Below are 26,637 nucleotides of genomic sequence, written 5' to 3'. Positions count from 1 at the left end.
AAGAGGCAATCGAGGAGTGAACGTGACGGATACCGCGCAGAGCAGCCGTCGGGTCCGGTTGGTGGGCGCCCGGTGACGTTCTCGATCGTGGTGGCGGTTCCCGCCTCTCGACTCCTTGCGGCGGCAACGGCGAGTCGGTCGCTCGGCGTCGGCAACAGCGTGCCTGCCGTGTGGCCAGGTGTCGGCGCGGTCGTCAGCCAGGCCTGGACCAATCGCTCGCTGCGCGGGCGCGCCTTGGCGTTGCTGAACACGGGGTCCACCCCGGGCGGCGTGCTGGCGGAGGTGCCGACACTCGACGCCGGGCATGCGCACCGACAGCTCGCTCTCGTGGACGCGCGAGGGCGCGTTGCGACGTACACCGGCGGTGCGTGCTCGGTGTGGGCGGGCGCCTGCTCGACGTCGTCGCGAGACGGTGGCGTCAGCGGTGCGATTTGCGCCAATCTCGTCGCCGGGGGGTCGGTCGTGGAGGCGATGGCCGACGAGGTCGCCGACTCCGGTCGTGTCGATGACGCTGGCGAGCTCGCGCGACTTCTCGTGCGTGTCCTGCACGCTGGACAGCGTGCAGGCGGTGACGTGCGCGGCCAGCAGAGCGCCGCGGTCCAGGTCGGTGCCGGTAACGCGCAGGACTGGCAGCCACCCGACCTGGCCGTCGACCTGCGGGTCGACGATCACTGTCAACCGCTGACAGAGCTCGATCGGCTGATCGACACCCTCACGCCTCGAACGGCGTGACAGCACCCAGCACGATCGTGACGTTGTCGTGCGCGTTCGCCCACCAATGCGGTGTCGAGCAGCCGTACGTCATCGAGTCGCCAGGTTCGAGCTCGACCTCGGTGTCGTTGTGTACGACGAGCAGCCGCCCGGCCTCGACCGTGACGCACTCGGTGCCGAGGTGACGGTACGGCCGGTTCTGGTTCGTGAAACCGACCGGGAGCGTGCTGCGGATGAACTGCAGCAGAGCAGACGAACGAGGTGTCAGAAGCTCGCGTACGACTTGCTGCTCCGCAGGCTCCTCGACCGCAATCGGGAGCTGTCCTCGCTCGTTCCGTCGGACGACGGCGGCATCCTGCTCGCCGGCGAGCAGGAGCGACAGCGGCACGGAAAGGCACTTGGCCAGTCGGTGAAGTGCGCTGAACGAAGGATTGCCGAGACCACGTTCCAGCTGGCTGATGAGACCGAAGCTCACGCCCGACTCGGCACTGAGCGCTTGGACCGTACGACCCTGTCGGCGGCGGAGTACTCGCAGCTGGCGACCCAACGCCGCCAGATCGATACCGAGCTGGTCACTGTTGTCCCCGTCCCGCTGCTGCGTCACGTGGCCAAGACTAGTGTCATCCGGATACCTGGCCGGCATCTTCCACCGGCGGCGGTGGTGTTCGGACGGGGCCTGCGCGACGCTCCCGCATCAGGTCAGCGCGGCGCGGTACTGCGCGATCGTCCAGCGCTCGGCCGCGCGACCCTCGCCCGTCTCGATGTCCTCGATCGTGAAGTCGGCGTTGACGAGGATGAGCCGGTAGCCCTCGTCGATCAGCTTCGCGCCGGTGGCCGAGGCCATCCACCGAGCGACCGGAAGCACCTCGTCGACGCGGCTCATGTCGAAGACGATGACGTCGATCTCGGGCGGATGGACGACGATCTCGTGCACCAGCGCCTCGACGCTGCTGAGGATCAGGTCGCCCTGGAGTACGTACAGCATCGCCGGCCGCCCCTCGAGCGCGATCTGCTGCCGCTCCCGTAGCGACGAACGCGCGGGGCGCCCCGCCTCCATCAGATGGAGCTCGAGGTCCGCGGACAGCCGATCCATCATCGCAATGCCGCGGGCGCTGTTGCCGTGCTCGTCGAGACGCGGCGAGAAGACCGCGACGCCGACCTGCCCCGGCAGCACGCCGATGATGCCGCCCGAGACCCCGCTCTTCGCCGGGATGCCGACGTTCGTCAGCCAGTTGCCGGCGGCGTCGTACATGCCGCACGACGCCATCACGCTGAGGACCTGCCGGCAGCCCTTGCGGGAGAGCAGGCGTTCGCCGGTGTTGGGCTGGATGCCGCCGTTCGCCAGGGTCGACGCCATCAGCGCGAGATCGCTGACGGTCACTGACGCGGCGCACTGACGGACGTAGCCCTCGACCGTCTGCCGCGGCTCGCTGGCCAGGTTGCCGGAGGCGTGCAGGAGGTACGCGAGTCCGAGGTTGCGGCTACTGGTCGCGAGCTCGGACTCCGCCACGGCCTCGTCGAGCGCGATGTCGCGTTCGGCCATCCGGGAGAGGTAACCGAGGAACCGGTCGACCGGCAACGCGCCGTCCGGACGGATGAGCGCATGGGTGGCGATCGCGCCGGCGTTGATCATCGGGTTGCGTGGCTTGCCGGTATCGGGATCGAGGGACAGCTCGTTGAACGCCTCGCCGCTCGGCTCCACCCCGACGCACTCGACTACGTGGTCGAGCCCGTTGTCCTCGATCGCGAGCGCGTACGCGAAGGGCTTCGACATCGACTGGATACTGAACTCGTGGTGTGTCTCGCCGCTCGCGTACACCGTCCCGCCGACCGTGCACAATGCGACGGCCGCGCGGCCCGGGTCGGCAGCGGCGAGCTCGGGTATGTAGTCCGCGAGTACCCCGGAGTCGATATGGGCGGTGTCGGCGACTACTTCATCCAGATAGTCGAGGATCGGTGATCGCACGCGTGCCCCTTCGGCCGTCGGCTGTTGACCCAATCGTGCCGCACCGGGCGGGTGACGGTGGATTCGTACGACGACGCGGCGCGTTCTGGGGTCGGCTACCCCAGGACCTTCTGCCGTCCCCACAACCGGCCGCCGCCCGGAGCGCGCATACTGAAGCCGATGACAAAACGAATGCCGGCCAAGCGGCGATACCTTGCGAGCAGTCCATTCCAACCCAAGCCCGCCGAGGTCATCGAGCAGTACGCCGTTGGGGACCGCGTCTCGCACGACACGTATGGCGTCGGTCGCGTCATAGATCAGGACGGCAGTGCGGTGACCGTGAACTTCGGATCTCAAACCGTCCGCGTCGCCAGTCCCTTCCACAAGATGGAGCGGCTCTAGCGCCAGCGTGTAGGTGAAGATCGCACCGTAGCGCTCCGATCTGCGACCTGCGCAGCGGCGGGCCGCGTCGGCGTCGTGTGCGTGCGGACGGTGAGCGACGTGGGGCAGACTGGGTACGTCCCTACCAGGAGGGCTCCGTATGACCGACTCGGGTGACGCGCGTGTCGCCGTCTACATCGACTTCGACAACATCGTCATCTCCCGCTATGACCAGGTCCACGGCCGTCACCAGTTCCAGCGCGACAGGTCTCGGGACGCCGACGGGACGGAGTTCGGTGACCGGCTCGCCGAAGCCGCGGTCGATGTGGGCGCAGTGATCGACTTCGCCTCGTCCTACGGCACCCTCGTGCTGACCCGGGCGTACGCCGACTGGTCGGCGAGGGTCAATGCCGAGTATCGCGGGCAGCTCGTCGGACGCGCGGTCGATCTCGTCCAGCTGTTCCCCGCTGCCGCGTACGGCAAGAACGGTGCCGACATCCGGCTCGCCGTCGACACGGTCGAAGACATGTTCCGGCTGCCCGACCTCACCCACGTCGTGATCGTGGCCGGCGACTCCGACTACATCGCGCTCGCCCAGCGGTGCAAGCGCCTCGGGCGCTACGTCGTCGGCATCGGTGTCGCCGGATCGACCAGTCGTTCGTTAGCTGCGGCGTGTGACGAGCTGGTCACGTACGACTCGCTACCCGGCGTCACGGCCGCCGCGAGTGCCGAGACGTCGGACGGTGCCGGTGGGTCTGCACGCCGATCGCGGCGGCGCCGCCAGGGCCGGCGGGACGACACGGCCGGGGGCGCTCGGACCGACGGGTCGGACGAGTCCGCATCGACCGACGACGCGGACGAAGCCTCGACTGCCACAGCCGTCGACGATCCCGTTCACGATCCTGGCGAGTCCGAGGACGACCAGGTCCGCGCCACCCAGTTGTTCGAGCGCGCACTGCGGATCGGGCACCAGCGCGACGACGAGGACTGGTTGCACAGCTCGTCGGTGAAGCTACAGATGAAACGGATGGACCCGTCGTTCAGCGAGAAGGCCCTCGGCTACCGGTCCTTCTCTGAGTTCGTGAAGTCACGCGACGACGTCGCCGACCTCGACGACAGCACCAACACCCAGCTCGTACGTCTCCACGAACACTGACCGCCAGTTCAGCCGTCGACGCGCACTTGGCGATTCTGGCCTGCGCCCACTCGCGAGGCGTTCTGGCTCACGACAGCGCAGCGCCGTCATCACGTTTGACTGAAGGCGCGGCGGTACGCGCCGGGGGTGGTGCCCAGACTCGCCCGGAAGCGGCGGCGCAGGTTGACTGCCGAGGTGAGTCCGACGCGGGTAGCGACGGCTTCGACCGGCAGGTCGGTCTGCTCCAGCAACACCCGTGCCGCGTCGATGCGTTGGCCGAGCAGCCACTGTCCTGGGCTGGTGCCGAGCTGTTCGCTGAATCGCCGGGCGAGGGTCCGGCTGGACAGCCCGGCGCGTTCGGCGAGCCGCTCGAGAGGCAGCCGGGTGTCGAGTCGGGAGGTGGCCCACTCCAGCACGGGCGCCAACGACTCGTCCGCCTTGGCCGGTGTGGGCTGTGCGGCGTACTGGAGCTGGCTGCCCTCGCGATGCGGCGGCAGGACCATGTTCCGGGCGACCTGGGCGGCGTATGCCGCGCCGTGGTCGGAACGTACCAGGTGCAGGCAGAGGTCGATGCCCGCGCCGGTTCCGGCGCTGGTCGCCACGTCCCCGTGGTCCACGAAGAGCACGTCCTGGTCGATCTGTACTTCGGGAAAGGCGGCGGCGAGTCGGGCGGTGTCGCGCCAGTGGGTGCTGGCGCGTCGGCCGTCGAGCAGTCCGGCCTGGGCGAGGACGAAGGCCCCCGTGCAGATGGCGACGATCCTCGCCCCGCGCTGGTGGGCACCCCGCAGCGCCGCGGTGACGGCCGGTGGCACGGGGCCGCCGGGCGGCTGCCAGCCGGGGACGACCACGGTGTCCGCTTGTTCCAGGGCCTCCAGCCCGGCATCGACGACCATCGCATAGCCGGCGGTGGTCTGCAGCGGTCCCGGGTACTCGGTGCAGATCCGGAAGCCGTAGCGGGCCGGCTCGCCCTGCGGGACGGTGCCGAAGACCTCGGTGGCACAGGCGAGCTCGAAGGGCGACTGAGGCGGATTGAGCAGGGCCACCACCCGATGTGGACTCATGGCAAGATTGTACTCTCAGGTGTCTTTCTGGACTCTCGGTCGGATGCTCCGTGCAGGACACAGTGGACCCATGAGCGAAACCACGGACACCACAGTGCTGAGGACGGCAGTCCAGGTCGACGGCGAGCCGGCCAGCTTCTTGACCGCGGGGCGGCAGGGCGCGCCGCCCGTGCTGATGCTGCATGGAACGTACTGGAGCCGAGTCTGGCTTCCCGTGCTGGACCACCTCGCCGACGCGGGGCTGCGGCCGATCGCGGTCGACCTCCCCGGGCTGGGACGCTCAGGAGGCGAGCTGACCCCGGCAACGGCCACGGTTCCGGCCCTCGCCGACTGGGTGACGCGATTCGTCGCGGCGCTGAACCTCTCCGGCCCCGTCGCCCTGGCCGGACACGACATCGGCGGCGCCATCGCCCAGCACCTCCTTGCGTACGACCGGCTCGACGTGTCCCGGTTCGCCTTGGTCAACTCGGTCCTCTACGACTCGTGGCCCGCGCCCCACGTGGCCCGATTCCGGGACGGTGACACGGGCGAGGGAGTGCTCGACGCCCGTCGGCAGGCGATCACGAGGGTGCTGGCCGATGTCGCCACCGAGTCGTTGGTCGCGGACTACGCGGATCCGTGGACCGATGAGCGGGTGTGCCGCTCCTGGATGGCCCTGGCGGGCGCGGCCGATAACCGTTACACCCTCGACCTCGTTCCCGCGTTGCAGCGGTCCACCACGCCCAAGCTATTGATCTGGGGGGAGAACGACCTCCACGAGAAGGTGGAATACGCCGAACGGTTCGCCGCGGAGATGCCCCGCACCACGCTCATCCGCATCCCCAATGCGGATCACATCCCCATGGAGAACGCCCCCGACCGAATCGGCCGCGCGCTCGCCGACTTCTTCGCGGCGTAGACGTAGGCCAGGTTGGGGAAGGCCGCTCCCTCAGCATCACCGTGCCGCGACTTGTCCCGATAACTCGGATGCGAGCCCCGTGGTCGCTTACGCCGTCGACCTCAGGTGTGCTGTGGTTCGGCGTATGCGATACGGCCGAGCCACGCGTTGACCTGCGCGATCGCCTCGGTCAGCGCAAGTGTCAGCCCGGCCGACTCGGCGGCTTTGGTGAAGCTCGGATCCCAGTGCGGGTGGGCTGTCAATGCTGCAGGCCAGGTACGTGGCGGGGCGCCCATCGTTTCTGCTTCGGCGGCTCGGGCGGTGAAGACATCCTCGACGGCGACCCGGACCTCCGCCAGTGACGGATCTCCGGTCGCCTCAACCAAATCCCGAAGGAGAATCAGGTCGACAACATCGCGGGCACGATCGTTGATGTATGCCGGTGGATCGTGGGGATCGGTCGATGCATGCACCTTCTGCGCGATCTGGTACCGCATCGAGAGGCTGGTCAGATGGTCCGGGGTGGGGAGGCCGAACCCGGCTAGGGACGGCGAGGTAATTGGCTCCGATAGCGAACCGGCGCCACCCTCATCCGGCGACGCTTCGACCTGAACACGGCGCCACGTCACGCCGTTCAGGCGCACGATGACATCGAAGCGGCGCGGTTTGACCAGCCGGTGCGGTACGTCGATGGTCTGCACCTCGGCTCGCGCGAGCGTCAGCGGACCCCACGCCTCGGCGAGTGTCTGGTCCAGTTCTGTTAGGAAGGTGTCGATGTCGCCGCGGACCAGGCCGTCGATGTCCTGGGTGGTACGAGACATGCCAGGTAGGCGATATTGCAGCATTGTGCCGCCCTTCAAGAGGAACAGCGGCGAGCCGGAGTTGTCGAGGACTCGTTGCAGGGTGGCGGAGACCACGGTCGCGGCCACCAGCCAGCCGAGCCGCGGGCCCGCCGTCCCGAGGCGATCCTGCGCTTGGGTGATCCAGGCGTTGAGTACCCGAGCGGAGTTCGGCCTCTTGTTCTTCGCCGGCAACTCGCTCAGCGACCCCGCGAGGCCTGCGAGGTCATGCTTGGCCATCACGTGCTCCGAGTTCTGTGCTTAGGCGGTCGCGTTCGGTGGTTGGCAGGCTGCTGGTGCGGCCTGCTCGATCCAGGGCCTGCCGAATGAGGTACGTCGGCACCCCTTCGTCAATGCACTGCCCGATGGCCGTGGGCACGTCCACCGTCGGGATGCCTTGCCACCATGTCTGCTGTTTCGGGTCGAGATCTGCGTGGTGGATGACGTACTGCTCGCCACCGTGCCTTCGGATGCGGCGATGGCGTGCAACGGTCAGGTGGATTCGGTCCGGGTTGATGTCGCTGATCTCCCAGGCCGCAAGTGCCGTGTCATGGCTCAGACAGGTCTCCGGCGCGCCGGTCCACAATACGGCCAGCTGGTACTGATCGAACTCCGTCTCCACGACTTGCGGCACCCGATAGACACCGTGTGCGACCCGCTCCAGCCGGTCGCGGGTGACCATCGTCGACAGCTCTGCATGGGACACGCCCTCATCTATCGCCTGCGTCGTCGTGACGAACCCGTGCTGGTCCAGCGCGACCTCGCGCAATCGCTCCAACTTCGTCAGCAACGCCACGTCAAAACCTTAGCAAAATCTGAAGGTATTGACACGATTGGTCTCGTCGTGCCGCCCGCATCGGGCGAGAAGGGCCCTCCGGCTGCACAGCTGAAGGCGTTGAAGAAGGAGAACGCGGAGCTGCGTCGGGCCAACGAGATCGCGAACAGCGTTATGTCAATCCGACGATACGCCTTGATCGCCCCGAGCCGTGGCCGCACCGTTCAGCTTGAGCGGTCGTTCAGCCCTTCGGCACGAGGATCTGCGCGAGGGCTCCGCTTTGGAAGCGTTCCTCTTCTACGACACTCAGCTTCAGGTGCTGTCCGAGGTCGCCGAACGGGCTGTGCCCCGCGCCGATCGCAATCGGGACCATCATCAGATGGTATTCGTCGACAAGGCCCAGACGGGTCAGCGATTTGGCGAAGTCCGGCCCGCCGTGGACGAGGATCGTCCCTTCGTCGTCTCGAGTCTTCAGGTCCGCGATCCCTGCTCCGAGGTCGCCGCCGAAGATCTCGGCCGGTCCCCACTCCGCCTTCTCCAGGGTGTGAGAGAAGACAGCCTTCGGCTTCTCGTTCATCGCGGTTGCGATCGGCCCTTCGGACGCGGCCCAGTGTGGGCCCATGAGCTCGTAGCTGCAGCGGCCCATCGCATGGACGCCGGCCTCTTCGAGCGCGCGGCGGTTCCACTCACCCGAGTCGTCGCCGAACCACTCGAACATCCATTCATGGGTCCCGTCGGGGCTGGTGGCGAAACCGTCGAGGGACGTGACCATTTTGAGAACTACCGTTCTATTGCCCATGTCCACAGAGACGTACCCACTCGCGTGAACTCATCGCCCCGCGGAAATGTTGGCGCCTCCGGCAGGATTCGAACCTGCGACACCCGCTTTAGGAGAGCGGTGCTCTATCCCCTGAGCTACGGAGGCCTGACTGCCCTGCCCAGGGTATCGGCACTCGCCGAGGTACGGATCCGTGCCCATGGGCGAGTCGCCATTGGCGGGAATCCGTACCTCGGCGAGAGCGGGTACGTCAGTCGTCGTACTGCCCGTCATCGGCATCGTCGTCGTTCCGGTCATCGTCCGGGCCGTCACTGTCGTCGCCGTCGGCGTGGTCGTAGTCCTTGGAGACGACCTGGTAGTCGGAGTCGAGCTCCACGTCGACCTGGTTGCCGTTGGACAGCGTCACCTCGACCTCGTACGAGACGCCGCGATCGTCGCCGCGCTCGGACTCTGTGACCTTGCCGGCGCCGACGGAGTCGAGAGCCGCCTCACTCGCCTTATCGAGCGTGCTGCCGGTCAGCGGTTGGTCGTCGCGCTCGTCGCCGCCGAAACCCGGCTGGCCGGTCGCGTTCACCGCCGCGACGCCGCCGATCAGCAGTACGCCGGCCGCAACAGACGAACCGATGACCATCGTCTTCTTCTTCATGAGTTCCTCCCGTCCTTGTTGACGGTTCCACTCTGCAGGGAGGCCGCTGAACGGCACCTGAATGGCGCTGAAGGTCGGTTCAGGAAGGCAATCGGACCTCGAACCGCGCCCCGCCGAGCCTGCCCTCGACCGCCAGGACGGTCCCGCCGTGCAGCTCGGTCAGCGCTCGTACGATCGCGAGGCCGAGCCCGCTGCCGCCATCGTCACGCGCCCGCGCCTCGTCCAGCCGTACGAACCGGTCGAACACCCGCTCGCGCTGGTCGGGCGCAATGCCCCGACCGTCGTCCTCGACGCTCAGCAGGACGCCGTCGCCGTCCTCGCGCACGCCGAGTGCAACCCTCGAGTCGGCATGCCGAGTCGCGTTGTCGACGAGGTTGCGGATGACCTGGGCGAGCAGGGCTCCATCGCCTCGTACGCGGGCCGCGGTCACCGCGCTCGTGTCGACGTCGATCCCGTCGGCGTCGCGTACCCTGCGGGCCTCGGCGAGCACGAGATCGTCGAGGTCGACCGCCCGCGCCTCGACGGCCTGTGAACGTTCGTCGATCCGGGCGAGCAGCAGCAGCGCGTCGACGATGCGCTGCAACCGGACGCTCTCCGCCAGCACGGTCTCGGCGAGCTCGTCCGCGGTGACTTGGCCCGGGTACGCGAGCGTGACCTCGGCATGCTGTCGTAGCGCCGCAGTCGGGGAGCGAAGCTCGTGTGATGCATCGGAGACGAACTCCCGCTGCCGCCGCTGCGCAGCTTCGAGCCGCACCAGCATCCGGTTCATCGTCCGCGCGAGCCGACCGATCTCGTCGCGGCTCGGCGGTGCGGAGACGCGACGGTCCAGGTCGGCGCCGGTGATGTCATCGACCTCGCGGGTGATCCGGTCGACGGGACGGAACGCTCGCCCGACCACGAACCACGTCGCGACGCCCACGAGTACGACGAGGATCGGCACGCCGACAACGAGCAGCCGCGTCGCCGTCGACCCGGACTCGTCGACATCCTCCATCGACTCGCCGACGATCACCGTCAACTGTTGGCCATCGACCGAGGCATCGTCGGACGATACGAGGAATCGTTCGCCCTCGGAGGACTCCGCGGTGGTCGAGTCGTCGACGTCCGGGCCGACTCGGGGCGCATCGTCGTCGCCGCTCGACGCAACGACCCGACCGTCGGGGCCGAGCACGCGTACGAACCGGTCGTCATCGTCACCGACAACCGATGCCGGAGCCTGCCCGCTCTCCAGGGCGTCGACGGTCGTCTCGAGCCGCTGGTCGACCGCATCCTCGACACTGTCGCGCAGTGAGTCGCGCAACAGCCCGACGAGCGCGATCGCTCCGACGCCCATTGCCAAGGCGACGACGAGGGTCGCGACAACCGTCGTTCGCAGGCGCACCGAGCTGCGAGCGAGCGACCATCGCCGACGCCGCTCAGCCACCGTCACGCGCCAATCGGTAGCCGGCCCCGCGCATCGTCTCGATGGCGTTGCGACCGTACGGTCGGTCGACCTTGTTACGTAGATGGCGCACGTACACCTCGACGATGTTGGGATCGCCGTCGAAGTCGAAGTCCCATACGTTGCCGAGGATGTCGCGTTTCGACACGATGTCGCCGCGATGTCGGATGAGGAACTCCAGCACCGCGAGCTCTCGAGCGGTCAGGTCGATCTCGGCGTCGCCGCGCCATGCGCGTTTGGCCGCTGGGTCGAGCCGCAGGTCTCCTGCCTCCAACACGGTCGGGCGCTCCGGGCCGCCGCGGCGTACGAGCGCCCGTAGCCGGGCCACCAGGACCGGGTGGGAGAACGGCTTCGTGAGGTAGTCGTCGGCGCCGAGGTCGAACGCGTCGACCTGGTCCCATTCGCCGTCCTTCGCCGTGAGCATCAGGACCGGCGTCCAGTTCTCCTCGCCGCGCAGCGTCTCGCAGATCTTGTAGCCGTTCATGCCGGGCAGCATGATGTCGAGCACGATGACGTCGTACGGGTTCTCGCGGGCGAGCCACAGCCCGTCGGTGCCGTCATGGGCGACGTCGACCGCGAACCCCTCGGCCGCCAGCCCGATCCGGATGCCGTCGGCGAGACGGCGCTCGTCCTCGACAACGAGTACGCGCATCTGCACCTCCTTCGGACGCCCATCGTGTCGCAGCCGGCTGAACGTGCGCTGAAACGGCCTACGGGTCGGAGGAGTGGCCCGGGAACACATGGGCATCCGGGTTGATCACCACGGCCGCGTTGTTGACCGCGGTCGCGGCCTCCCCGAACCCGACAGAGATCAGCTTCACCTTGCCGTCGTACTCGACGATGTCACCCGCCGCGAACACGCGGGGGAGGCTCGTCCGCATCGCCTGGTCGACGACGATGTGGCGCTTGCGTTGCTCGAGCCCCCAACGCGTGAAGGGACCCAGGTCGGCCTTGAATCCGAGCGCGGCCACCACCGCCTGTACGTCGAGTCGCTCGCGTACGCCGCCGTCGTCTGAGTTGCAGAAGATGTCTGCACCCTCGATGCGGCCGTCGCCGTGCAGACGCGCGACCTCGTACGGGGTGAGGAGCCGCACCGTCGAGTCGCGCACCTTGTCGACGGTGCCCTGGTGTGCGCGGAACCTCTCGCGGCGATGGATCAGCGTCACCGAGCTGGCGATGGGCTCGAGGCTGAGTGCCCAGTCGAACGCCGAGTCGCCGCCTCCGACGATGAGGACGTCGAGGCCGGCGAGCTCGGTGAGGGACGGTACGAAGTACATCAGGCCGTGCTTCTCGAAGCTCTCGGCATCGGGCAGCGGTCGCGGCGTGAACGTACCGATGCCCCCCGGTGATCAGCACGGTCCGTGCCTCGACGACCATCCCGCGGTGGGTGGTCACCTCGACGTGGTCGTCGTTGACCTGCAGCTCCTCGGCCCGATGACCGAGCAGGTACGTGGGCTCCGCCGATGCCGCCTGCTTGGCCAGGTCGTCGACGAGCGTCTGTCCCTTGATCGCGGGGAGACCAGCGACGTCGTAGATCAGCTTCTCCGGATAGAGCGCCGAAACCTGACCGCCGAGCTCGGGCAGCGAGTCGAGCACCGCCACGCCGAATCCGCGGAACCCCGCGTAGTACGCGCCGTACAGGCCCGCCGGCCCAGCGCCGATGATCAGCATGTCGTATCGCCCCGGGGAGTCGGCCATACCGCTCGATCCTACGCGCGCCGGGGAGACGTCGCGCGATCGCCGCTGGCGCGCCCGAAACGTTATCCGTCCGCGCGCCGAATGTGGCTCGTTGTGACGCCGATCACTGTTAGTTTGAGGCGGTTGACGACCGCGGGGGCGGGAGGAGGCGCAGGTATGACTGCCGTGTTGCCGACACATGTTGCCAATCCGGAGGGTGCGACGTACCGCGCCCGAGTCGTGTACGCGGCCGCGCGTACCGTCGCCCGGCCGGTCCTGCGGGCCTGGCCGATCTGCGCCCCCGGGCTGGTCGCGGCCTCCGCGCTCGACCTCGCGATGCGGTTCACGCCGAAGCCCCGGTACGCGAGCGTCGAGCCCGTCGAGTTCGACGGGTTCCGCGGCGAGTGGGTGCGCTCGGGCGAGCCCGACGAGGACTCCCCGATCCTGTACTTCCACGGCGGCGCATTCGTCTTCTGCGGCCTCAACACGCACCGCCGAGGTGTCGCGCGCCTTGCCGAGGCCACCGGGCGCCCGGTCCTGTCGGTGGGGTACCGACAGCTCCCGTCGGCACCCATCTCGCGCTCGATCGCCGACTGCCTGGAGGCGTACGAGCTGCTGCTCGACGCGGGTCATGATCCCGATCGGATCGTGCTCGCGGGTGACTCCGCCGGCGGCTACCTCGTGTTCGCGGTCGCGCTCGCCGCTCGAGAGGCCGGCCTGCCGCTGCCGGGCGGCCTGGTCGCCCTGTCACCTCTGCTCGACTTCTACTCGCAGGACGTACTCACGCATCCGAACCTGCGCCGCGACGCGTACCTCCCCGGCGCGCGCATCGCACGCCTGGCCGACGCGTTCGCCGCCGGTGGCGAACCGCTCGACCCGGCGAGCGTGCCGTTGCAGCAGGACGTCGAGGGACTACCGCCATCGATGATCGTGGTCGCGGCCTCGGAGGTGCTGCGGGTCGACGCCGAGTCGATGGCCGCGCGGCTGACGGCGTCCGGCGTCCCGTGCACGCTGCGGGTCTGGCGCGGCCAGGTGCACGCGTTCCCGGTCCTCGGCAACCTCGTCCCCGAGAGCCGAGCGGCCATCGCCGACATCGCGTCGTTCGTCCGTACGTTGTAGCCGGCGCGACGCCGGAGTCACGCCGCGGCGATCAGCCCGATGCCGAGCGTGGCGAGGCCCGCGGTCAGGAACGCGGCCCCTGCCGGAATCAGCATCCACCAGCGCGACGGCGTCGTGCGGTCCTTGCCCATCGAGCTGAAGAAGAACCCGGCGGGCATCACGATCGCCGCGATCGGTACGCCCGTGCGGGCGAGCCATGCCCAGCCGCCGTCGAGGGTCGTGGCATCGGTGAGTACGGCCGTCACGATCCCGAGCGTCACGAACATCCCGGCGTGCCCGTGACCGGCGCGGGCGTACGACTTCTGGAACTCGGTCGCCGGAGCCTTGCCGCGCGAGATCGCGGTGAGGTACGCGCCGCCCGACTCGACGGTGATGAGGGCGAGCAACAGGATGCCGGCCAGTGTGCTTGCCTCGGAGCTGAGCTCGAGCATATGGTCCCCTTCTAGTTTTGTGACGTTGTTATAAAAACATCGTTACGATACTCTTGTCAACCATGGGCCGCCCACGAATCCACGATGCTGCGCTCCGCGACCGACTGCTCGACCTCGCCGCCGAGGCCGTCGCCGCGGGAGGGGTCGGCGCGCTGTCCGTACGATCGCTCGCGCGGCGGGCGAACACGTCGACGACCGCTGTCTACACGCTCTTCGGGGGCATGCCCGGCCTGACGGAGGGGCTGTACGCGCGCGCGTTCGACCGGCTCGGTGCCGGTCAGCGCGGGGTCGGGGCAGGCGACGATCCGCTCGACGACATCGTCGCGCTCGGGCGTGCGTACCGCGAGACGGCGCTCACCGACCCGAACGCGTACCGGATGATGTTCGGCGACTTCGCCGCGCCCGACCAGATGCCCGACGAGCTCGGCGATTGCGCGGCCCGGACGTTCGAGCCGCTCGTCGAGGCGGTGCACCGGGCCGCTTCGCAGGGGCTGCTCCCACCGGACCCGGACGCGAATGCCATCGCAACAGCGCTCTGGGCCAATGTGCACGGGCTGGTGACGCTCGAGCTCGGAGCGTTCCGCCCGTCCGCCGCGACCGACCCGGCGGAGTTCTTCGAGACGGCGGTACGTGCCGTGGTCGACGGCTGGCGTACGTACGCCTGAGCCGTGGCCCCGTGGGCCGCACGTTGTTGCGGGACACGCCCGGCGTTTCCCGCAACAACGTGCGGGTCAGGGGGGAGAGGCGCCGGGCTGGGATACTGGCGTCATGACCGAACCGAAGCCCATCGTGTCCTGGCTGACCGATATGGACGGTGTCCTCGCACAGGAGGAGAAGGCGATCGCCGGTGCGCCGGAGTTCATCGAGCGCCTCGTGGCATCCGGCCGTCGCTTCCTGGTGCTCACCAACAACTCGATCTTCACGCCCCGCGACCTGCGCGCCCGGCTCGCGGTCTCGGGCATCGACGTTCCGGAGTCGGCGATCTGGACGTCGGCCCTCGCCACCGCCCAGTTCCTCGACGACCAGCGCCCCGAGGGGTCCGCGTACGTGATCGGTGAGGCGGGTATCACCACCGCCCTGCACAACATCGGCTACATCATGACCCAACGCGATCCCGATTACGTCGTGCTCGGCGAGACGCGTACGTACTCCTTCGAGGCGATCACCAAGGCGATCCAGCTGATCGAGGCGGGCGCCCGGTTCATCGCCACGAACCCCGACTCGACCGGGCCCTCGCCGGCCGGGCCGATGCCCGCCACCGGCTCCGTCGCGGCGCTGATCACCAAGGCGACCGGCGTCGATCCGTACTTCGTCGGCAAGCCCAACCCGCTGATGATGCGCAGTGCGCTGAACCGCATCGAGGCGCACTCCGAGACCACCGTCATGGTCGGGGATCGGATGGACACCGACATCATCGCCGGGCTCGAGGCCGGGCTGCGCAGCGTACTCGTGCTCAGCGGCAGTACTCGCCGCGAGCAGATCGAGCGCTTCCCGTACCGTCCATGGAGAGTCGTCGACTCGGTCGCCGACCTCGTCGAGCTCGTCTGAGAACCGCACCAGCACCAGGAGGCACAGCATGGCCGAGGGGCCGCTCGATCTCTACCGCGCCGCCGACGATCGGTACGACCGGCTGACGTACCGCCGCGTCGGTCGAAGCGGACTCCACCTGCCGCCGATCTCGCTCGGCCTGTGGCACAACTTCGGTGACGACTCGCCGTTGATGACCCAGCGGGCGATCCTCCGCCGGGCATTCGACCTCGGCGTCACGCACTTCGACCTCGCCAACAACTACGGTCCGCCGAACGGCTCGGCGGAGATCAACTTCGGGCGCATCGTGCGCGAGGACTTCGCGGCGTACCGCAACGAGCTGGTCATCTCGACGAAGGCGGGCTGGCAGATGTGGCCCGGCCCGTACGGCTTCCTCGGCTCGCGGAAGTACCTACTGTCGAGCCTCGACGACTCCCTGCAGCGGATGGGCATCGACCACGTCGACATCTTCTACAGTCACCGCTTCGACCCCGAGACGCCGCTCGAGGAGACGATGGGCGCACTCGACACCGCCGTGCGCTCGGGCAGGGCACGGTACGCCGGCATCTCCTCGTACTCGCCGGAGCGTACGCGCGAGGCCGCTGCGATCCTGCGCGATCTGGGTACGCCGATGCTGATCCACCAGCCGTCGTACTCGATGCTGAACCGCTGGATCGAGGACGAGCTGCTCGACGTACTCGAGAACGAGGGTGCGGGCTGCATCGCGTTCTCGCCGCTGGCGCAGGGCGTACTCACCGACAAGTACCTCGACGGCATACCGGAGGGGTCCCGCGCGGCGCAGGACAAGTCGCTGAGCGGCTCGATGCTGGGCGAGCAGAACCTCGCGCACGTACGCGCGCTCAACGACCTCGCGCAGCGGCGGGGGCAGTCCCTCGCACAGATGGCGATCGCGTGGGCGCTGCGCGACCAGCGCGTGACGAGTGTGCTGCTCGGCGCGAGCAGCGTCACCCAGCTCGAGCAGAACGTCGCCGCGCTCGACAACCTCGGCTTCGACGACGCGGAGCTGAGCGAGATCGACAAGCACGCCGTCGACGGGCAGCTGAACATCTGGGCGGCGTCCAGCGAGGCATGAGCACCTTGGGTACGCCCGCGGCGTACGACTCCCTGAAGCGCGAGCTGATCGGCTCGCTCACGGGTACGGTGCTCGAGATCGGTGCGGGCAAAGGGGCGAACCTGCAGTCCCTGGCCAGGGCCGACCGTTGGATCGGGCTCGAGCCGTCGGCATCGCGTCGCCGCGCGTTGCGGCGGAAGGCGGATCGGTTCCGCGGCACCGCCGACGTGCTTGCCGGTCGGGCGGAACGGTTGCCCGTCGAGGACGCGAGCGTCGACGCGGTACTCGCGACGATCGTGCTCTGCTCCGTTCGCGACCAGGAACGCGTACTGGCCGAGGTCGTCCGCGTTCTCCGGCCCGGGGGCGCGTTCGTGTTCTTCGAGCATGTCGTGCCGCCGGCGGGTACGTGGAGCAACCGGGCCGCGCGGGCGTGGGCGCCGGTCTCTCGGGTGGTCGACCACGGCTGCGATCCGCGGCGGCGTACCTGGGAAGCGATCGAGCGATCAGATCTGGCGATCGACGAGCTGCGTTGGTTCGAGCTGCCGATGGGGTTCGGCGTCCGGTCGCCGTACATCGGCGGCAGGGCGACCAAGCCAGCATCCGCCCCGTGAGCATGACCTTTCAGCCCATCCGCGGCGAAAACCGGGGCCGAAACGTCATGGCCACGGAGCCTAGGCGGACGGATCTCCCTGCGATACGAGGCTGATCTCCTGCGCGTCGAGGGACTCGAGCGCCGCCGTGAGTCCCTCGGCGTCGTACGAGCCGTCGTCGCGTACGTTCAGCAGGGCGACCCGTCTCGCGCGCACCAGCGCGAGCGCATGCTGCTTGGGCGAGAGGTCGTCGGCGGGCACCTCCACCGCGCGGAGCAGCGTCAGGATCTGCGCACGCTCCTCCCGCTCGTGCTCGGGATCGGGCGCTGACGGTCGGAGGAGCCGTACGGCGGTGGAGAGCGTGCCGCCCTGGATGAGCAGGGAGAACGTCGCGACCGCGTACGCGATCAGGACCAGCACCGAGCGGTGTGGCGCGTCCTCCGGCAACGTCTGCGCGGCGGCGACCGTGACCGCGCCTCGCATCCCGGACCACACCAGCACGCCGCCGTCGCGCCAGCTGAGCGGCGACTCGAGGTAGTAGTCCAGATCGGCCATCAACCGCCGAATCCGAACCCGGAAGCGCTCGATGTCGAAGGTACGCCTGCGGGTTCGGCGCGCCGCTCGCCCCTCGATCTCGGCGACCTTCTCCGGATCGTGAAGGCGCTCGTGTATCTCGTTGAGGCGAGGGCCCAGGCGCTGCCGGCGCTCGGATCGCCGGCGCAGCGCTCGGAGCAGCGGCGCGGTGTACGCCGCGCGAATGAGGATCGTGAGAGTCAATGCGACAAGGGACAACCCGACCGCGGGGCCGATCCCGGTGTCGCTCTCGTGTACGTCGCCGATCACGGCGGACAGCTCGAGACCCATCAGTAGGAAGATCGCGCCCTCGAGCACCAGCTCGACCGTACGCCAGTTCTGGGTGTCCGACAGCCGGTGCTGCGGCGACAGGTCGCGCGGGCCGTGCCACCCGGTGACGACGCCCGCGACAACGGCCGCGACGAGACCGGATGCGTCGACGGCCTCCGCCGGGATCGACGCGACGAACGGGACCGTGAAGGACAGCACCGTGTTGATGGCCGAGTCGTCGACGCGCGCGCGGGCGTACACGCCCAAGTGCCCGACGACGAACCCGATGACGACGGCCGCACCCACCGCGAACGCGAACTTGCCGAGCGTCTGCCACAGGGAGAACGAGGCGGCCGCGGTCGCGACAGCGGTTCGCAGCAGCACCAGCGCGGTCGCATCGTTGAACAGACTTTCGCCCTCGAGTATCACCATCACCCGCGGTGCGACGCCCATCCGCTTCGCGATCGCGTTGGCGGCGGCATCGGTCGGGCTGATCACCGCACCGAGTGCGACACCCCACGCGAAGTCGAGACCGGGGATGGCCCACGAGAAGAACGCGCCGAGCACGAGCGAGCTCAGCACCACGAGCGCGATCGACAACCCGCCGACCGCGCCGAAGTCGCGGCGGAGGTTCATGGTCGGCACCGAGACCGCCGCCGAGTAGAGCAACGGTGGCAGCAGGCCGGCGAGGATCAGCTCCGGCTCGATCTCGATCTCCGGAGTGAACGGGAGCACGCTGATCGCGATGCCGACCACGACGAGGACGAGCGGCGCGGCGAGTCCGATGCGGTCGGCCAGGACGCCGCATCCCGCGATCACCAGCAGGCCGAGAACGCCGATGACCAGCAGCTCCATCGTCGCCTCTCACATCGCAGGGAGATTCTCGGTGCGGCCCGACTAGATCCTAAGGCGCGTGGCCCGCAGATCGTCGTACGCCTCGCGACAGGCCTCCGCGACGGTGGAGTCGTGCTCCGACAGCGTGACCTCGCGCGGGTGCCAGGAGGAAAAGCCCGTCGACGCGTGTACGGCGTCGTACCAGTACTTCGCCCAAACGCCGTCGCTGTCTCGCGGGCCGGCGGGCCACGACAGCATCGCCGCGTCGAAGACGATGCCCGCCCAGGCACAGAGATGCCGCAGGTACGCCTCCGGGTCCTGCAGGAAGTCGGCCGAGTCGATGACCGGCACGTCGAGGTCGTGCTCGCGCCAGTACGCGTGTAGTCGCGACTGTTGGAGCAACCCGATGTCCGCCGGCTCGCACGACTCGCGCGCACGGACGTACGACGCGACGACCTCACGCGGCTCGCGGATCAACAGCGCGTTGTGCTGGCGGAGGGTCCAGGCGAGGTCCATGTCGTCGGGAACGTGCTGGGCCATGTGCTTCGCGTACAGCACCGCGGCGTCGTCGCGGGACAGCAGCATCTCGACGACGCGGCCGAGGTCGGCGTCCTGGGACGCGATGATCTCGTCTCGTCCCGGGTGGTCGAGCCGGGTGCGGGAGAGATACGCGGCGTACATCGGCTCGTCGAGCACGGCAGTGTCGGGGCGGTTCTCCCAGGAGCGCATCAGCGCGGTCGAGATGTTGCGCGGGCCCGACCACATCGCGACGCGCACGGTCACGGCGACACCGGTGCCGTCCGCTCGGCGACGTCGGCCGACACGAACTCCTTGTACAGACCCTGCAGCCGTTCGACGACCGGGCCGCGGGTGCCCGACCCGATCGTGCGTCCGTCGACCGTGTGCACCGGAACCAACCCCGCAAAGGTGCCGGTCACGAACGCCTCGTCTGCGGAGTAGACGTCGGTCAGGCTGAACGTCGTCTCGCGCGCCGCGATGCCGCTGTTGCGGCAGCTGCGGAGGACGTTCGCGCGGGTGATGCCACCGAGGCAGAACCGGCCGTCGGAGGTCCACACCTCGGGCTCGCCGTCGTCGCCGGTACGCACGATGAAGAAATGGGTGCTGTTGCACGTCGCCACGAAGCCGTGCGGGTCGAGCATCAGCGCCTCGTCGGCCCCGGCGGTGTACGCCTGGATGCAGGCGGTGATGTCGTTGAGCTTGCTGTGTGCGTTGAGCTTCGGGTCGAGTGTGTCGGGGGTCGCCCGGCGTACGTGGGTCGTGAAGAGCGAGATGCCGCGCGAGACGGTGTCGGGCAGCGGGTCTTTGTGCTCGCAGATGATCACGATCGTCGCGGGCCCGACCGTGACGCGCGGGTCCTGGTACGGCGTGCTCTTGACGCCGCGGGTGACCATCAGGCGTACGTGGACACCATCGGTCATGTCGTTGGCCTGCAGCGTCCGGTAGATCGCCGCCGTCAGCTCGGTGCGGTCGAGACCGACGTCGATCAGCAGGGCCTGGGCCCCCTCGTACAGCCGGTCGAGGTGCTGTTCGAGGAACGCCGGGTGCCCGCCGCTGACCCGTAGCCCCTCCCAGATTCCGTCGCCGAGCACGTACCCGGCGTCGAACACCGAGACCGTCGCCCGGTCGCGCGGGACGAGCTCGCCGTTGACGTAGATCAGGACCCGGTCGTTACGCGGGTCGTTCTCGTAGTCGTGGGTTCCGTGAGCCATGCCCGGACTGTAATCCCGGCCGCGCCGCGCCGAGTGTTCGGGTCCTCGGCGGTGGGTGCTGCCTTTCGTCCGACCGTTCGGGTTCCCAACGGTGAATCTTCCGTTATCATTCCGTAATCAGGGTCTGCGGGTGATCCTCGCGGGCATGATCGAGGGAGAGTTATTTCAGTGAAGGTCTTTGTGACTGGCGCGACCGGCGTCATGGGGCGAGCTGTCACCAGCGTCCTGCACAGCGCCGGCCACCAGGTTGTTGGTCTGGCCCGGCATCCCGAGCGAGCCCAGGTCCTGGAGAGCATGAACGTCAAGCCCGCGCCGGGCAGCCTCTTCGACCAGCAGAGCCTGGCCGAGGCCATGTCCGGTTGCGATGTCGTCTGCAACCTGGCGACCCATGTCCCCGTGAGCGCGACCGGCCTTCGCCCGCGTGCCTGGCGGGTCAACGACCGCATCCGATCCGAGGGTTCACGGATCGTCGCCGCCGCCGCGCGCGACGCCGGAGCACCCCGCCTCATCCAGGAGAGCGTCTCGTTCCTGTACGCCGACGCGGGCGACGACTGGATCACGGAGTCGAGCCCCATCGAGGTGACCCGCGTCGCCGAGCCCGTCGTACTGGCCGAGACGCACGCCCAAGACTTCGCCTGCGCATCGCGGGAGTCCGTCGTGCTGCGCTTCGGCAACATCATCGGCGACGATGCCCTCACCCGGCGCCGCCTCGCCCGAGCCCGAGCCGGGCACGCCATCGGCATGGGCAACCCCGACAGCTGGACGCACGTGATCCATTCCGATGACGTCGGATCCGCCGTGCTCGCCGCGCTGACCGCTCCGACAGGCATCTACAACGTCGGCGCCGCCCCCATCCGGCGCGGCGAGCTCGCTGCCGTGTACGCCGAGGTGGCCGAGCAGGACGAGTGCTCGTTCTACCCACGTCTCGTGGTCAAGCTCGGCGGTGAGCGGCTCGAGTGGATGACGAGGTCGCAGCGGGTCAGCGCCGAGCGGTACGCCCGCGTCGCCGGCTGGAAGCCGACCAAGGACGAGTTCGGCGCCGACTGGCTGCGACCGCTTGTCGAGGCCGGCGTTGGCTGAGAAGCCCCGGCGCGACCGAGGTCAGGAACGCCCCGAGCAGGCCCGGCACCGACGCGAGAAGCAGGCCACCGAGGTGTTCGGCGACCTGCTTCCCGAAGGGACTCGAGACGAGTCTGCGCAGTCGTGGGGAGACCGCGACGATTCGCGGGACGACGAGCTGCTCCGGGACGTCCCGCCCCATCACGGCTGAGCTAGGCCGAGTGGTTGCCGCCGCCCGCCGTGCCGCCAGCGGTGTCGGCAGAGAGAATGTCGCGGATCTCGGTGAGCAGCGCGATATCCGGAGGCGTCGCGTCGATCTCGTCGCCCTTGCGGAACTTCTCGTTGAACTTGTTGTACGGCACCACGACCAAGAAGTAGACGGCGGCCGAGATGATCAGGAACGCCACGAAGTCATTGATGAACTGGCCGACCGGAATGTCGGCGACCTCGATGCCGCTGAAGTCCGGCTGACCACCGATCTTTCCGATCAACGGCATGATGATGTTGTCGACCAGCGAGGTCACGACCGCAGCGAATGCGATGCCAATGACGAAGGCGACCGCAAGCTCGACGAGGTTTCCTCGCATGATGAAGTCTTTGAATCCCTTGAGCATCTGAAATCCCTCGTTCCGATTTAACCCGAGATCGGGTATTTCCAAGGCCGTACGCTACCCGAGTTCATACCGAAAGTACGGTTACTGATTCATTTGCGCCCTGGATACGACGACGCCGAACTGCATTCTGCCGGCGGAGTCGGTGAGGGTGACGGCCTCATCGGGTGGCACGCTGACGACGACTGCGGCACCCGCGGACATCCCTGTCGTCGGGTCTTGCTCCGTGGTGGGCATCGCGACGACCTGGGCGTGCTCGGCGAGGACCCGCCCACGACTCCCGCCGTCGACGTCGACACCGACCACGTCGACGTACGTGCCGACCTCGACGCCCCACAGCGACTGGGGGTCGGTGACCCGGACGGTGGCCAGCGACGAACCGTCGGGATATCCCGCGAGCAGGTCGGACGTGAGCAGCCGCATGTCGGTGAGCGGCTCGCCACGGCGTACGGGCGCACCGATCACCTCGCCGACGACGGATTGGACCTCGTCGTACGCATGCGTGGCGGCGTCATCGGCGCGTACGTGACGGATCTCGACGTCGTCGTCGGACAGCGTCGTGCCCGACACCAGGTCACGGGTCGCCACGACGACGGGCCGGGTCGGGGGGATCGGCGGGGCGCAGCGCGGACAGCGCGCAGGCCACCGCGAGCGCCGCGCAGGCGGCGGCAACGAGCCGCCGGTGGGCGAGGACGAGCCGGCGCGCGCCACGCACGACCGAGCGGAGCGGGCTCTCGGAGGATTCGGGGGTCGGTGCCTTCACATCAGGGCACTGTAGGTGTCTCGACGCGCGGCGGCGCCGTTGTCCACAGGCGCAGGTACGCCGACCGGATCTAGGCGGACGCCGTGGTCTTTGCCTTCGTGTCCGACCCGTTCGTGGACGCGGGCTTCGAATCGCTCTTGGAACCGCCGGACGACTCGGTGCTCGAGCCGTTGCCCGATCCGGTGCTCGACGACGTGTCGGACTTCTTCTCAGAGCCCGACGAGGTCTCGCTCTTGTCCGCGGCTCGGCTGTCGTTGCGGTAGAAGCCGGACCCCTTGAACACCACTCCGACGGCGTTGAACACCTTGCGAAGCCGGCCCCCGCACGCGGGGCAGTCGGTCAGCGACGGGTCGCTGAAGCTCTGCTGAGCCTCGAGCGGTTCGCCGCACTCGGTGCACAGATATTGGTACGTCGGCACAGTTGGTTCCTCTCCAGCCAAGAGGCCCCGGATTCGATCCTTCCGGAGTCTCTACCACCGTCCATTATGGGCGGTACGCGCAAACGGCGGGCACGCCGCCCCGGTCGCACGCACTAGACTCCGTACGACATGACCGCGCAATCAGCCCAGGCCAGTCCCGGAGCCGCCACATGACCGAGTGGCTGTTGCTCGGCCTCTCCCTCTTCCTGATGCTGTCCTGCGGCGTGTTCGTCGCCGCGGAGTTCGCGTTCGTGACCGTCGACCGGGCGAGCGTCGAACGCGCCGCGGACCGGGGCGACCGTGGAGCCGCGGGCACCGCGAGCGCGTTGCGGAGCCTTTCCACCCAGCTCAGCGGCGCGCAGCTCGGCATCACGCTCACGAACCTGCTCATCGGCTACCTCTCGGAACCCGCGATCGCGAGCCTGCTTCGCCCGCCGCTGCACAGCCTCGGAGTCAGCGACGGCAGCGTGCCCGGGCTGGCGGTCGCCCTCGGCATCGCCATCAGCACGGTCGTGACGATGCTCGTCGGTGAGCTCATCCCGAAGAACGTCGCGATCGCTCTCCCGCAGGCGACCGCCTTCGCGACGCAGCGGCCGATGCGCGCCTTCACCGCGGCCATGGCCTGGCCCATCGGCTGGCTGAACGGCGCGGCCAACCGGATCCTGCGGGCGATGAAGGTCGAGCCGCAGGAGGAGCTCGGCTCTGCTCGCATGCCGGAGGAGCTGTACGCGCTCGTACGCAGGTCTGCGGAGGAGGGCACACTCGAGGCGAAGACCGCCGACCTGGTGGCGCGCAGCATCACGTTCGGGGATCGGACGGCCGCCGACGTCCGTACCCCAAGGATGCAGGTGCGGTTCCTCGACGGCAAGCAGACCGCGCTCGACCTGGTCGAGGCCGTACGCGAGACCGGGCACTCGCGGTTCCCCGTCACCGGCAAGACGACCGACGACATCCTCGGCGTCGTCCACATCAAGCAGGCGGTCGCGATCGAGCCGGAGCGTCGCCGCTCGACCCGCCTGGAGACGTTCGTCTCGCCGGCCGCCGTGGTGCCCGACACGCTGGAGCTCGATCCGCTGCTCGCGCTGCTTCGGCATCAGGGCATGCAGTTGGCGGTCGTCGTCGACGAGTACGGCGGCACCGACGGCGTCGTCACGCTGGAAGACCTCGTCGAGGAGCTCGTCGGAGAGATCGCCGACGAGCACGACCGCGCCCAGCTGTCCAAGCTACGTACGAACCCCGACGGCTCCTGGCGGCTGTCCGGCATGCTGCGACCCGACGAGATCGCGACCGAGTCCGGCATCGCGCTGCCGACCAGCGAGGACTACGAGACCGTCGCGGGCCTCGTACTCAAGCAGCTCGGCCGACTCGCAGCGGCCGGCGACGAGGTCACGGTACGCGCGTCCGAGCCCCCCGACTCCGACGACGAGGAGCTGGGCCGCCGGCCGGTCGACGTACGGTTGCGCGTCGAGCGAGTGGTCGGACGACGCATCGACCGGATCACGATGCGCCGGCTTCCGACGAACCCGGAGGTTCTGTCGTGAACGGCTGGTTCGGGATCGTCCTCACCTGCGTACTGCTGCTGCTCAACGCGTTGTTCGTCGGCTCCGAGTTCGCGCTGGTGTCGGCTCGTCGCGACCGTTTGGAGCCGAGCGCGGCCGCCGGTTCACGGCCGGCGCGGTTGGCGCTGCGCGCGATGCGGCAGGTGAGCCTGGTGATGGCGGGCGCTCAGCTCGGCATCACGATGTGCACGCTCGGACTCGGTGCGATCTCGGAGCCGGTGATCGCGCACCTGCTGGAGCCGGTGTTCGACGCGCTGAACGTGCCACCCGGCCTCGTGCATCCGATCTCGTTCGTGATCGCGACCGCGGTGGTGGTGTGGGCCCACGTCGTACTCGGTGAGATGGTGCCGAAGAACCTCGCCCTCGTCGGACCCGAACGCGCGGCGGTGGTTCTCGGCCCCTTCATGCTGGTGGTCGTCTGGGTACTCCGGCCGGTGGTCGTGACTCTGAACGCGATCGCGAACGTCGCCGTACGCGCGATGCGCGTCGAGCCACGCGACGAGGTCTCCTCCTCGTACACCCGCGACGAGGTGACCGGTCTCGTCGACGAGTCCCGCCGCGAAGGGCTTCTCGACGAGCACGAGTACGGGCTGCTCTCGCATGCGCTGGAGTTTCGCGAGGGTAGCGTCGACGACGTACTGCTGCCGCGCGCGGAGCTGGTCACGGTTCCCGAGGGCGTCACCGGCGTCGAGATCGAGGAGACGTGCGCCGCCAGCGGGTTCTCCCGCTTCCTGGTCGTGGACGCCGATGACGAGATCACCGGATACCTGCACGTGAAGGACGCGCTGGAGACCGATCCCGACGCGCGCCGGCAGTCGGTGCCGCCGAAACGCGTCCGCGCACTCCCGACGGTGCCGCTGGGTTGTGGCCTGTACGAGGCTCTGCGTGCGATGCAGGCGCGCGAGTCGCATGTCGCGAGGGTCGTCGACACGGACGGCACGATGGTCGGCGCCGTCATGCTCGAGGACGTGCTCGAAGAGCTCATCGGCGAGGTCGCCGCCTAGGGCGCTGAGGTACGCGGTCGCCGACTGGACTGGTCCCGAGTGGGTACCGGTCGGGTGAGGAGGCAGACGCATGCTCGGCACCATCTTCTGGATCGCGGGCGTCGTGCTGGTGCTCGCAGGAACGGTCACGCTGGCCCGTGGCGAGACGCTGTACGGCATCGTGCTCATCGCCGCCGGTGTGCTGTTCGGGCCGGTGGCGATGGCTCTGTACGTTTAGTAGGCCGCTATCCGCCACCGGTCGTGACCGTGCGTACCGGGGTGACGACGAGGTCGACGGGTACGTCGTGCGGCTCGGTGGGTACGTCGGTCAGCACCTCGTCGTCGAAGACGAGCGCGACCAGCGGCGTACCCGCGTCGACGTCGACGAGCGCGCGGTCGTAATAGCCGGCACCCCTCCCGAGCCGGTGACCTGCGGGGTCGACGGCGAGTGCCGGCAGGAGTACGACGTCGGCGTCGCGCAACGCCTCCGGTCCGAGCAGGGGACTCGTCGGCTCCGAGATTCCGTACGCGGCGGCGCGTACCGCGTCCGGTCCCGCGTACTCGGCCCAGCCGAGCCGGTGTCCCGGTCGGGTCACCGGTGCGAGTACGCGTACCCCGGATGCGACCAGCCGGTCGGCGAGCTGCCAGGTCGGTGGTTCGAGCCCGGTCGAGAGGTAGAGGGCGACACACATCGCGTGGCGCTCTTCCAGGAACGCCTGGACGCGGTCGGCGATCGGGGTGGCCGCATCGGTGCGTGCCTGCGGGCTGAGCCCCGCTCGGCGCCGGAGCAGCTCGGCGCGCAGTGACTCCTTCGAGCTCATAGCCGGACGCT

General features: G+C 68.7%; 33 protein-coding genes, 1 tRNA gene and 1 pseudogene. 14 read left to right on the top strand and 21 right to left on the bottom strand.

Annotation, left to right across the window (positions count from 1 at the left end; all coding sequences use genetic code 11):
* Positions 1–72: 72 nt before the first annotated feature.
* The gene (locus L0C25_RS06275) at positions 73–732 is read left to right on the top strand and encodes a DUF1028 domain-containing protein (RefSeq protein ID WP_271635579.1); all 660 of its coding nucleotides are present in this window, start codon (positions 73–75) and stop codon (positions 730–732) included.
* Here the strand turns inward: L0C25_RS06275 and L0C25_RS06270 are convergent.
* Both L0C25_RS06270 and glsA read right to left on the bottom strand, forming a co-directional pair.
* Positions 713–1,315, bottom strand: coding sequence for a helix-turn-helix domain-containing protein (locus L0C25_RS06270; RefSeq protein ID WP_271635578.1), 603 nt, complete (start codon positions 1,313–1,315; stop codon positions 713–715). The two genes, L0C25_RS06275 and L0C25_RS06270, sit on opposite strands and share 20 nt — an antisense overlap.
* 90 nt (positions 1,316–1,405) lie before the next feature.
* Complete coding sequence (gene glsA / locus L0C25_RS06265; RefSeq protein WP_271635577.1) at positions 1,406–2,677, bottom strand: glutaminase A; 1,272 nt, start codon at positions 2,675–2,677, stop codon at positions 1,406–1,408.
* 159 nt (positions 2,678–2,836) lie between these two features.
* On the opposite strand from glsA, the gene L0C25_RS06260 reads away from it, so the two are divergent.
* Together L0C25_RS06260 and L0C25_RS06255 are read left to right on the top strand one after the other, a co-directional pair.
* Positions 2,837–3,058 carry a hypothetical protein gene (locus L0C25_RS06260; RefSeq protein ID WP_271635576.1) on the top strand — a complete coding sequence of 74 codons (222 nt, stop codon included), beginning with the start codon at positions 2,837–2,839 and terminating at the stop codon, positions 3,056–3,058.
* A gap of 139 nt (positions 3,059–3,197) precedes the next feature.
* The gene (locus L0C25_RS06255) at positions 3,198–4,193 is read left to right on the top strand and encodes an NYN domain-containing protein (protein WP_271635575.1); all 996 of its coding nucleotides are present in this window, start codon (positions 3,198–3,200) and stop codon (positions 4,191–4,193) included.
* An 89-nt stretch (positions 4,194–4,282) separates the two neighbouring features.
* Here L0C25_RS06255 and L0C25_RS06250 read toward each other — a convergent pair whose 3' ends face one another.
* Positions 4,283–5,233 (bottom strand): GlxA family transcriptional regulator, encoded by a 951-nt coding sequence (locus L0C25_RS06250; RefSeq protein WP_271635574.1) that lies wholly within the window; start codon positions 5,231–5,233, stop codon positions 4,283–4,285.
* 70 nt (positions 5,234–5,303) lie between these two features.
* Between L0C25_RS06250 and L0C25_RS06245 the strand changes: the two genes are divergently transcribed.
* Positions 5,304–6,131, top strand: coding sequence for an alpha/beta fold hydrolase (locus L0C25_RS06245; RefSeq protein WP_271635572.1), 828 nt, complete (start codon positions 5,304–5,306; stop codon positions 6,129–6,131).
* 101 nt (positions 6,132–6,232) lie between these two features.
* Here the strand turns inward: L0C25_RS06245 and L0C25_RS06240 are convergent, their stop codons facing one another.
* The 9 genes and pseudogenes from L0C25_RS06240 to L0C25_RS06200 form a co-directional block, all read right to left on the bottom strand.
* A complete protein-coding gene (locus L0C25_RS06240; RefSeq protein ID WP_271635571.1) occupies positions 6,233–7,039 on the bottom strand; it encodes a nucleotidyl transferase AbiEii/AbiGii toxin family protein in 807 nt (268 codons plus the stop codon).
* A 136-nt stretch (positions 7,040–7,175) separates the two neighbouring features.
* Positions 7,176–7,718 (bottom strand): type IV toxin-antitoxin system AbiEi family antitoxin domain-containing protein, encoded by a 543-nt coding sequence (locus L0C25_RS06235; RefSeq protein WP_271635570.1) that lies wholly within the window; start codon positions 7,716–7,718, stop codon positions 7,176–7,178.
* A gap of 247 nt (positions 7,719–7,965) precedes the next feature.
* On the bottom strand, positions 7,966–8,523 hold the full coding sequence (locus L0C25_RS06230; protein WP_271636798.1) for a dihydrofolate reductase family protein: 558 nt from the start codon (positions 8,521–8,523) through the stop codon (positions 7,966–7,968).
* A 50-nt stretch (positions 8,524–8,573) separates the two neighbouring features.
* Positions 8,574–8,649 (bottom strand) — tRNA-Arg (locus L0C25_RS06225).
* Between the two features lie 103 nt (positions 8,650–8,752).
* Positions 8,753–9,148, bottom strand: a complete 396-nt coding sequence (locus L0C25_RS06220) for a PepSY domain-containing protein (protein ID WP_271635569.1) — start codon at positions 9,146–9,148, stop codon at positions 8,753–8,755.
* Positions 9,149–9,227: 79 nt separating this feature from the next.
* Complete coding sequence (locus L0C25_RS06215; RefSeq protein ID WP_271635568.1) at positions 9,228–10,577, bottom strand: sensor histidine kinase; 1,350 nt, start codon at positions 10,575–10,577, stop codon at positions 9,228–9,230.
* The gene (locus L0C25_RS06210; protein ID WP_271635567.1) at positions 10,564–11,241 is read right to left on the bottom strand and encodes a response regulator transcription factor; all 678 of its coding nucleotides are present in this window, start codon (positions 11,239–11,241) and stop codon (positions 10,564–10,566) included. Before L0C25_RS06210 ends, L0C25_RS06215 begins: the two co-directional genes overlap by 14 nt.
* A 58-nt stretch (positions 11,242–11,299) precedes the next feature.
* Entirely contained in the window at positions 11,300–11,866 is a 567-nt protein-coding gene (locus L0C25_RS06205; RefSeq protein WP_271635566.1) for an NAD(P)/FAD-dependent oxidoreductase, read from the bottom strand.
* A 331-nt stretch (positions 11,867–12,197) separates the two neighbouring features.
* A pseudogene (locus L0C25_RS06200) lies at positions 12,198–12,260 on the bottom strand (hypothetical protein); the annotation flags it as partial.
* Between the two features lie 183 nt (positions 12,261–12,443).
* On the opposite strand from L0C25_RS06200, the gene L0C25_RS06195 reads away from it, so the two are divergent.
* Entirely contained in the window at positions 12,444–13,385 is a 942-nt protein-coding gene (locus tag L0C25_RS06195; RefSeq protein ID WP_271635565.1) for an alpha/beta hydrolase, read from the top strand.
* 17 nt (positions 13,386–13,402) lie between these two features.
* Here the strand turns inward: L0C25_RS06195 and L0C25_RS06190 are convergent, their stop codons facing one another.
* Entirely contained in the window at positions 13,403–13,816 is a 414-nt protein-coding gene (locus L0C25_RS06190; RefSeq protein ID WP_271635563.1) for a hypothetical protein, read from the bottom strand.
* Positions 13,817–13,878: 62 nt separating this feature from the next.
* On the opposite strand from L0C25_RS06190, the gene L0C25_RS06185 reads away from it, so the two are divergent.
* From L0C25_RS06185 to L0C25_RS06170, 4 genes are all read left to right on the top strand, one after another.
* Positions 13,879–14,481, top strand: coding sequence for a TetR-like C-terminal domain-containing protein (locus tag L0C25_RS06185; RefSeq protein ID WP_271635562.1), 603 nt, complete (start codon positions 13,879–13,881; stop codon positions 14,479–14,481).
* 103 nt (positions 14,482–14,584) lie between these two features.
* Positions 14,585–15,364: an HAD-IIA family hydrolase gene (locus L0C25_RS06180; protein ID WP_271635561.1), complete on the top strand. Its 780-nt coding sequence runs from the start codon at positions 14,585–14,587 to the stop codon at positions 15,362–15,364.
* Positions 15,365–15,392: 28 nt separating this feature from the next.
* Entirely contained in the window at positions 15,393–16,436 is a 1,044-nt protein-coding gene (gene mgrA, locus L0C25_RS06175; protein WP_271635560.1) for an L-glyceraldehyde 3-phosphate reductase, read from the top strand.
* The gene (locus L0C25_RS06170) at positions 16,433–17,026 is read left to right on the top strand and encodes a class I SAM-dependent methyltransferase (protein WP_271635559.1); all 594 of its coding nucleotides are present in this window, start codon (positions 16,433–16,435) and stop codon (positions 17,024–17,026) included. Before mgrA ends, L0C25_RS06170 begins: the two co-directional genes overlap by 4 nt.
* Before the next feature lie 60 nt (positions 17,027–17,086).
* Here L0C25_RS06170 and L0C25_RS06165 read toward each other — a convergent pair whose 3' ends face one another.
* Genes L0C25_RS06165 through L0C25_RS06155 form a run of 3 tightly spaced genes read right to left on the bottom strand, consistent with a single transcriptional unit; the run spans position 17,087 to position 20,412 of the window.
* Positions 17,087–18,703: a cation:proton antiporter gene (locus tag L0C25_RS06165; RefSeq protein ID WP_271635558.1), complete on the bottom strand. Its 1,617-nt coding sequence runs from the start codon at positions 18,701–18,703 to the stop codon at positions 17,087–17,089.
* A gap of 42 nt (positions 18,704–18,745) precedes the next feature.
* On the bottom strand, positions 18,746–19,465 hold the full coding sequence (locus L0C25_RS06160) for a sulfotransferase-like domain-containing protein (RefSeq protein ID WP_271635557.1): 720 nt from the start codon (positions 19,463–19,465) through the stop codon (positions 18,746–18,748).
* Positions 19,462–20,412 (bottom strand): aminotransferase class IV, encoded by a 951-nt coding sequence (locus L0C25_RS06155; RefSeq protein ID WP_271635556.1) that lies wholly within the window; start codon positions 20,410–20,412, stop codon positions 19,462–19,464. The genes L0C25_RS06160 and L0C25_RS06155 overlap by 4 nt, the downstream gene beginning before the upstream one ends.
* Before the next feature lie 168 nt (positions 20,413–20,580).
* Between L0C25_RS06155 and L0C25_RS06150 the strand changes: the two genes are divergently transcribed.
* Positions 20,581–21,492, top strand: coding sequence for an NAD-dependent epimerase/dehydratase family protein (locus tag L0C25_RS06150; RefSeq protein WP_271635555.1), 912 nt, complete (start codon positions 20,581–20,583; stop codon positions 21,490–21,492).
* Positions 21,485–21,682 carry a hypothetical protein gene (locus L0C25_RS06145; RefSeq protein WP_271635554.1) on the top strand — a complete coding sequence of 66 codons (198 nt, stop codon included), beginning with the start codon at positions 21,485–21,487 and terminating at the stop codon, positions 21,680–21,682. The genes L0C25_RS06150 and L0C25_RS06145 overlap by 8 nt, the downstream gene beginning before the upstream one ends.
* A gap of 1 nt (position 21,683) precedes the next feature.
* Here L0C25_RS06145 and mscL read toward each other — a convergent pair whose 3' ends face one another.
* The 4 genes from mscL to L0C25_RS06125 form a co-directional block, all read right to left on the bottom strand.
* A complete protein-coding gene (mscL, locus tag L0C25_RS06140) occupies positions 21,684–22,085 on the bottom strand; it encodes a large conductance mechanosensitive channel protein MscL (protein WP_408641694.1) in 402 nt (133 codons plus the stop codon).
* Between the two features lie 81 nt (positions 22,086–22,166).
* The gene (locus tag L0C25_RS06135) at positions 22,167–22,670 is read right to left on the bottom strand and encodes an SAF domain-containing protein (RefSeq protein WP_271635552.1); all 504 of its coding nucleotides are present in this window, start codon (positions 22,668–22,670) and stop codon (positions 22,167–22,169) included.
* On the bottom strand, positions 22,657–22,845 hold the full coding sequence (locus L0C25_RS06130; RefSeq protein WP_271635551.1) for a hypothetical protein: 189 nt from the start codon (positions 22,843–22,845) through the stop codon (positions 22,657–22,659). The genes L0C25_RS06135 and L0C25_RS06130 overlap by 14 nt, the downstream gene beginning before the upstream one ends.
* Positions 22,846–22,915: 70 nt before the next feature.
* Positions 22,916–23,263 (bottom strand): FmdB family zinc ribbon protein, encoded by a 348-nt coding sequence (locus L0C25_RS06125; protein WP_271635550.1) that lies wholly within the window; start codon positions 23,261–23,263, stop codon positions 22,916–22,918.
* 170 nt (positions 23,264–23,433) lie between these two features.
* On the opposite strand from L0C25_RS06125, the gene L0C25_RS06120 reads away from it, so the two are divergent.
* From L0C25_RS06120 to L0C25_RS06110, 3 genes are all read left to right on the top strand, one after another.
* Positions 23,434–24,804: a hemolysin family protein gene (locus tag L0C25_RS06120; protein WP_271635549.1), complete on the top strand. Its 1,371-nt coding sequence runs from the start codon at positions 23,434–23,436 to the stop codon at positions 24,802–24,804.
* A complete protein-coding gene (locus L0C25_RS06115; RefSeq protein WP_271635548.1) occupies positions 24,801–25,826 on the top strand; it encodes a hemolysin family protein in 1,026 nt (341 codons plus the stop codon). Before L0C25_RS06120 ends, L0C25_RS06115 begins: the two co-directional genes overlap by 4 nt.
* 70 nt (positions 25,827–25,896) lie before the next feature.
* On the top strand, positions 25,897–26,043 hold the full coding sequence (locus L0C25_RS06110) for a GPGG-motif small membrane protein (RefSeq protein ID WP_271635547.1): 147 nt from the start codon (positions 25,897–25,899) through the stop codon (positions 26,041–26,043).
* 7 nt (positions 26,044–26,050) lie between these two features.
* Here the strand turns inward: L0C25_RS06110 and L0C25_RS06105 are convergent, their stop codons facing one another.
* Positions 26,051–26,626, bottom strand: coding sequence for a 5-formyltetrahydrofolate cyclo-ligase (locus L0C25_RS06105; RefSeq protein ID WP_271635546.1), 576 nt, complete (start codon positions 26,624–26,626; stop codon positions 26,051–26,053).
* Between the last annotated feature and the right edge of the window lie 11 nt (positions 26,627–26,637).

It is taken from the genome of Solicola gregarius (assembly GCF_025790165.1).
Classification (GTDB): domain Bacteria; phylum Actinomycetota; class Actinomycetes; order Propionibacteriales; family Nocardioidaceae; genus Solicola; species Solicola gregarius.
The sequence above is the reverse complement of the archived record's forward strand: the minus strand, read 5'-3'. Positions and strand labels throughout refer to the sequence as shown.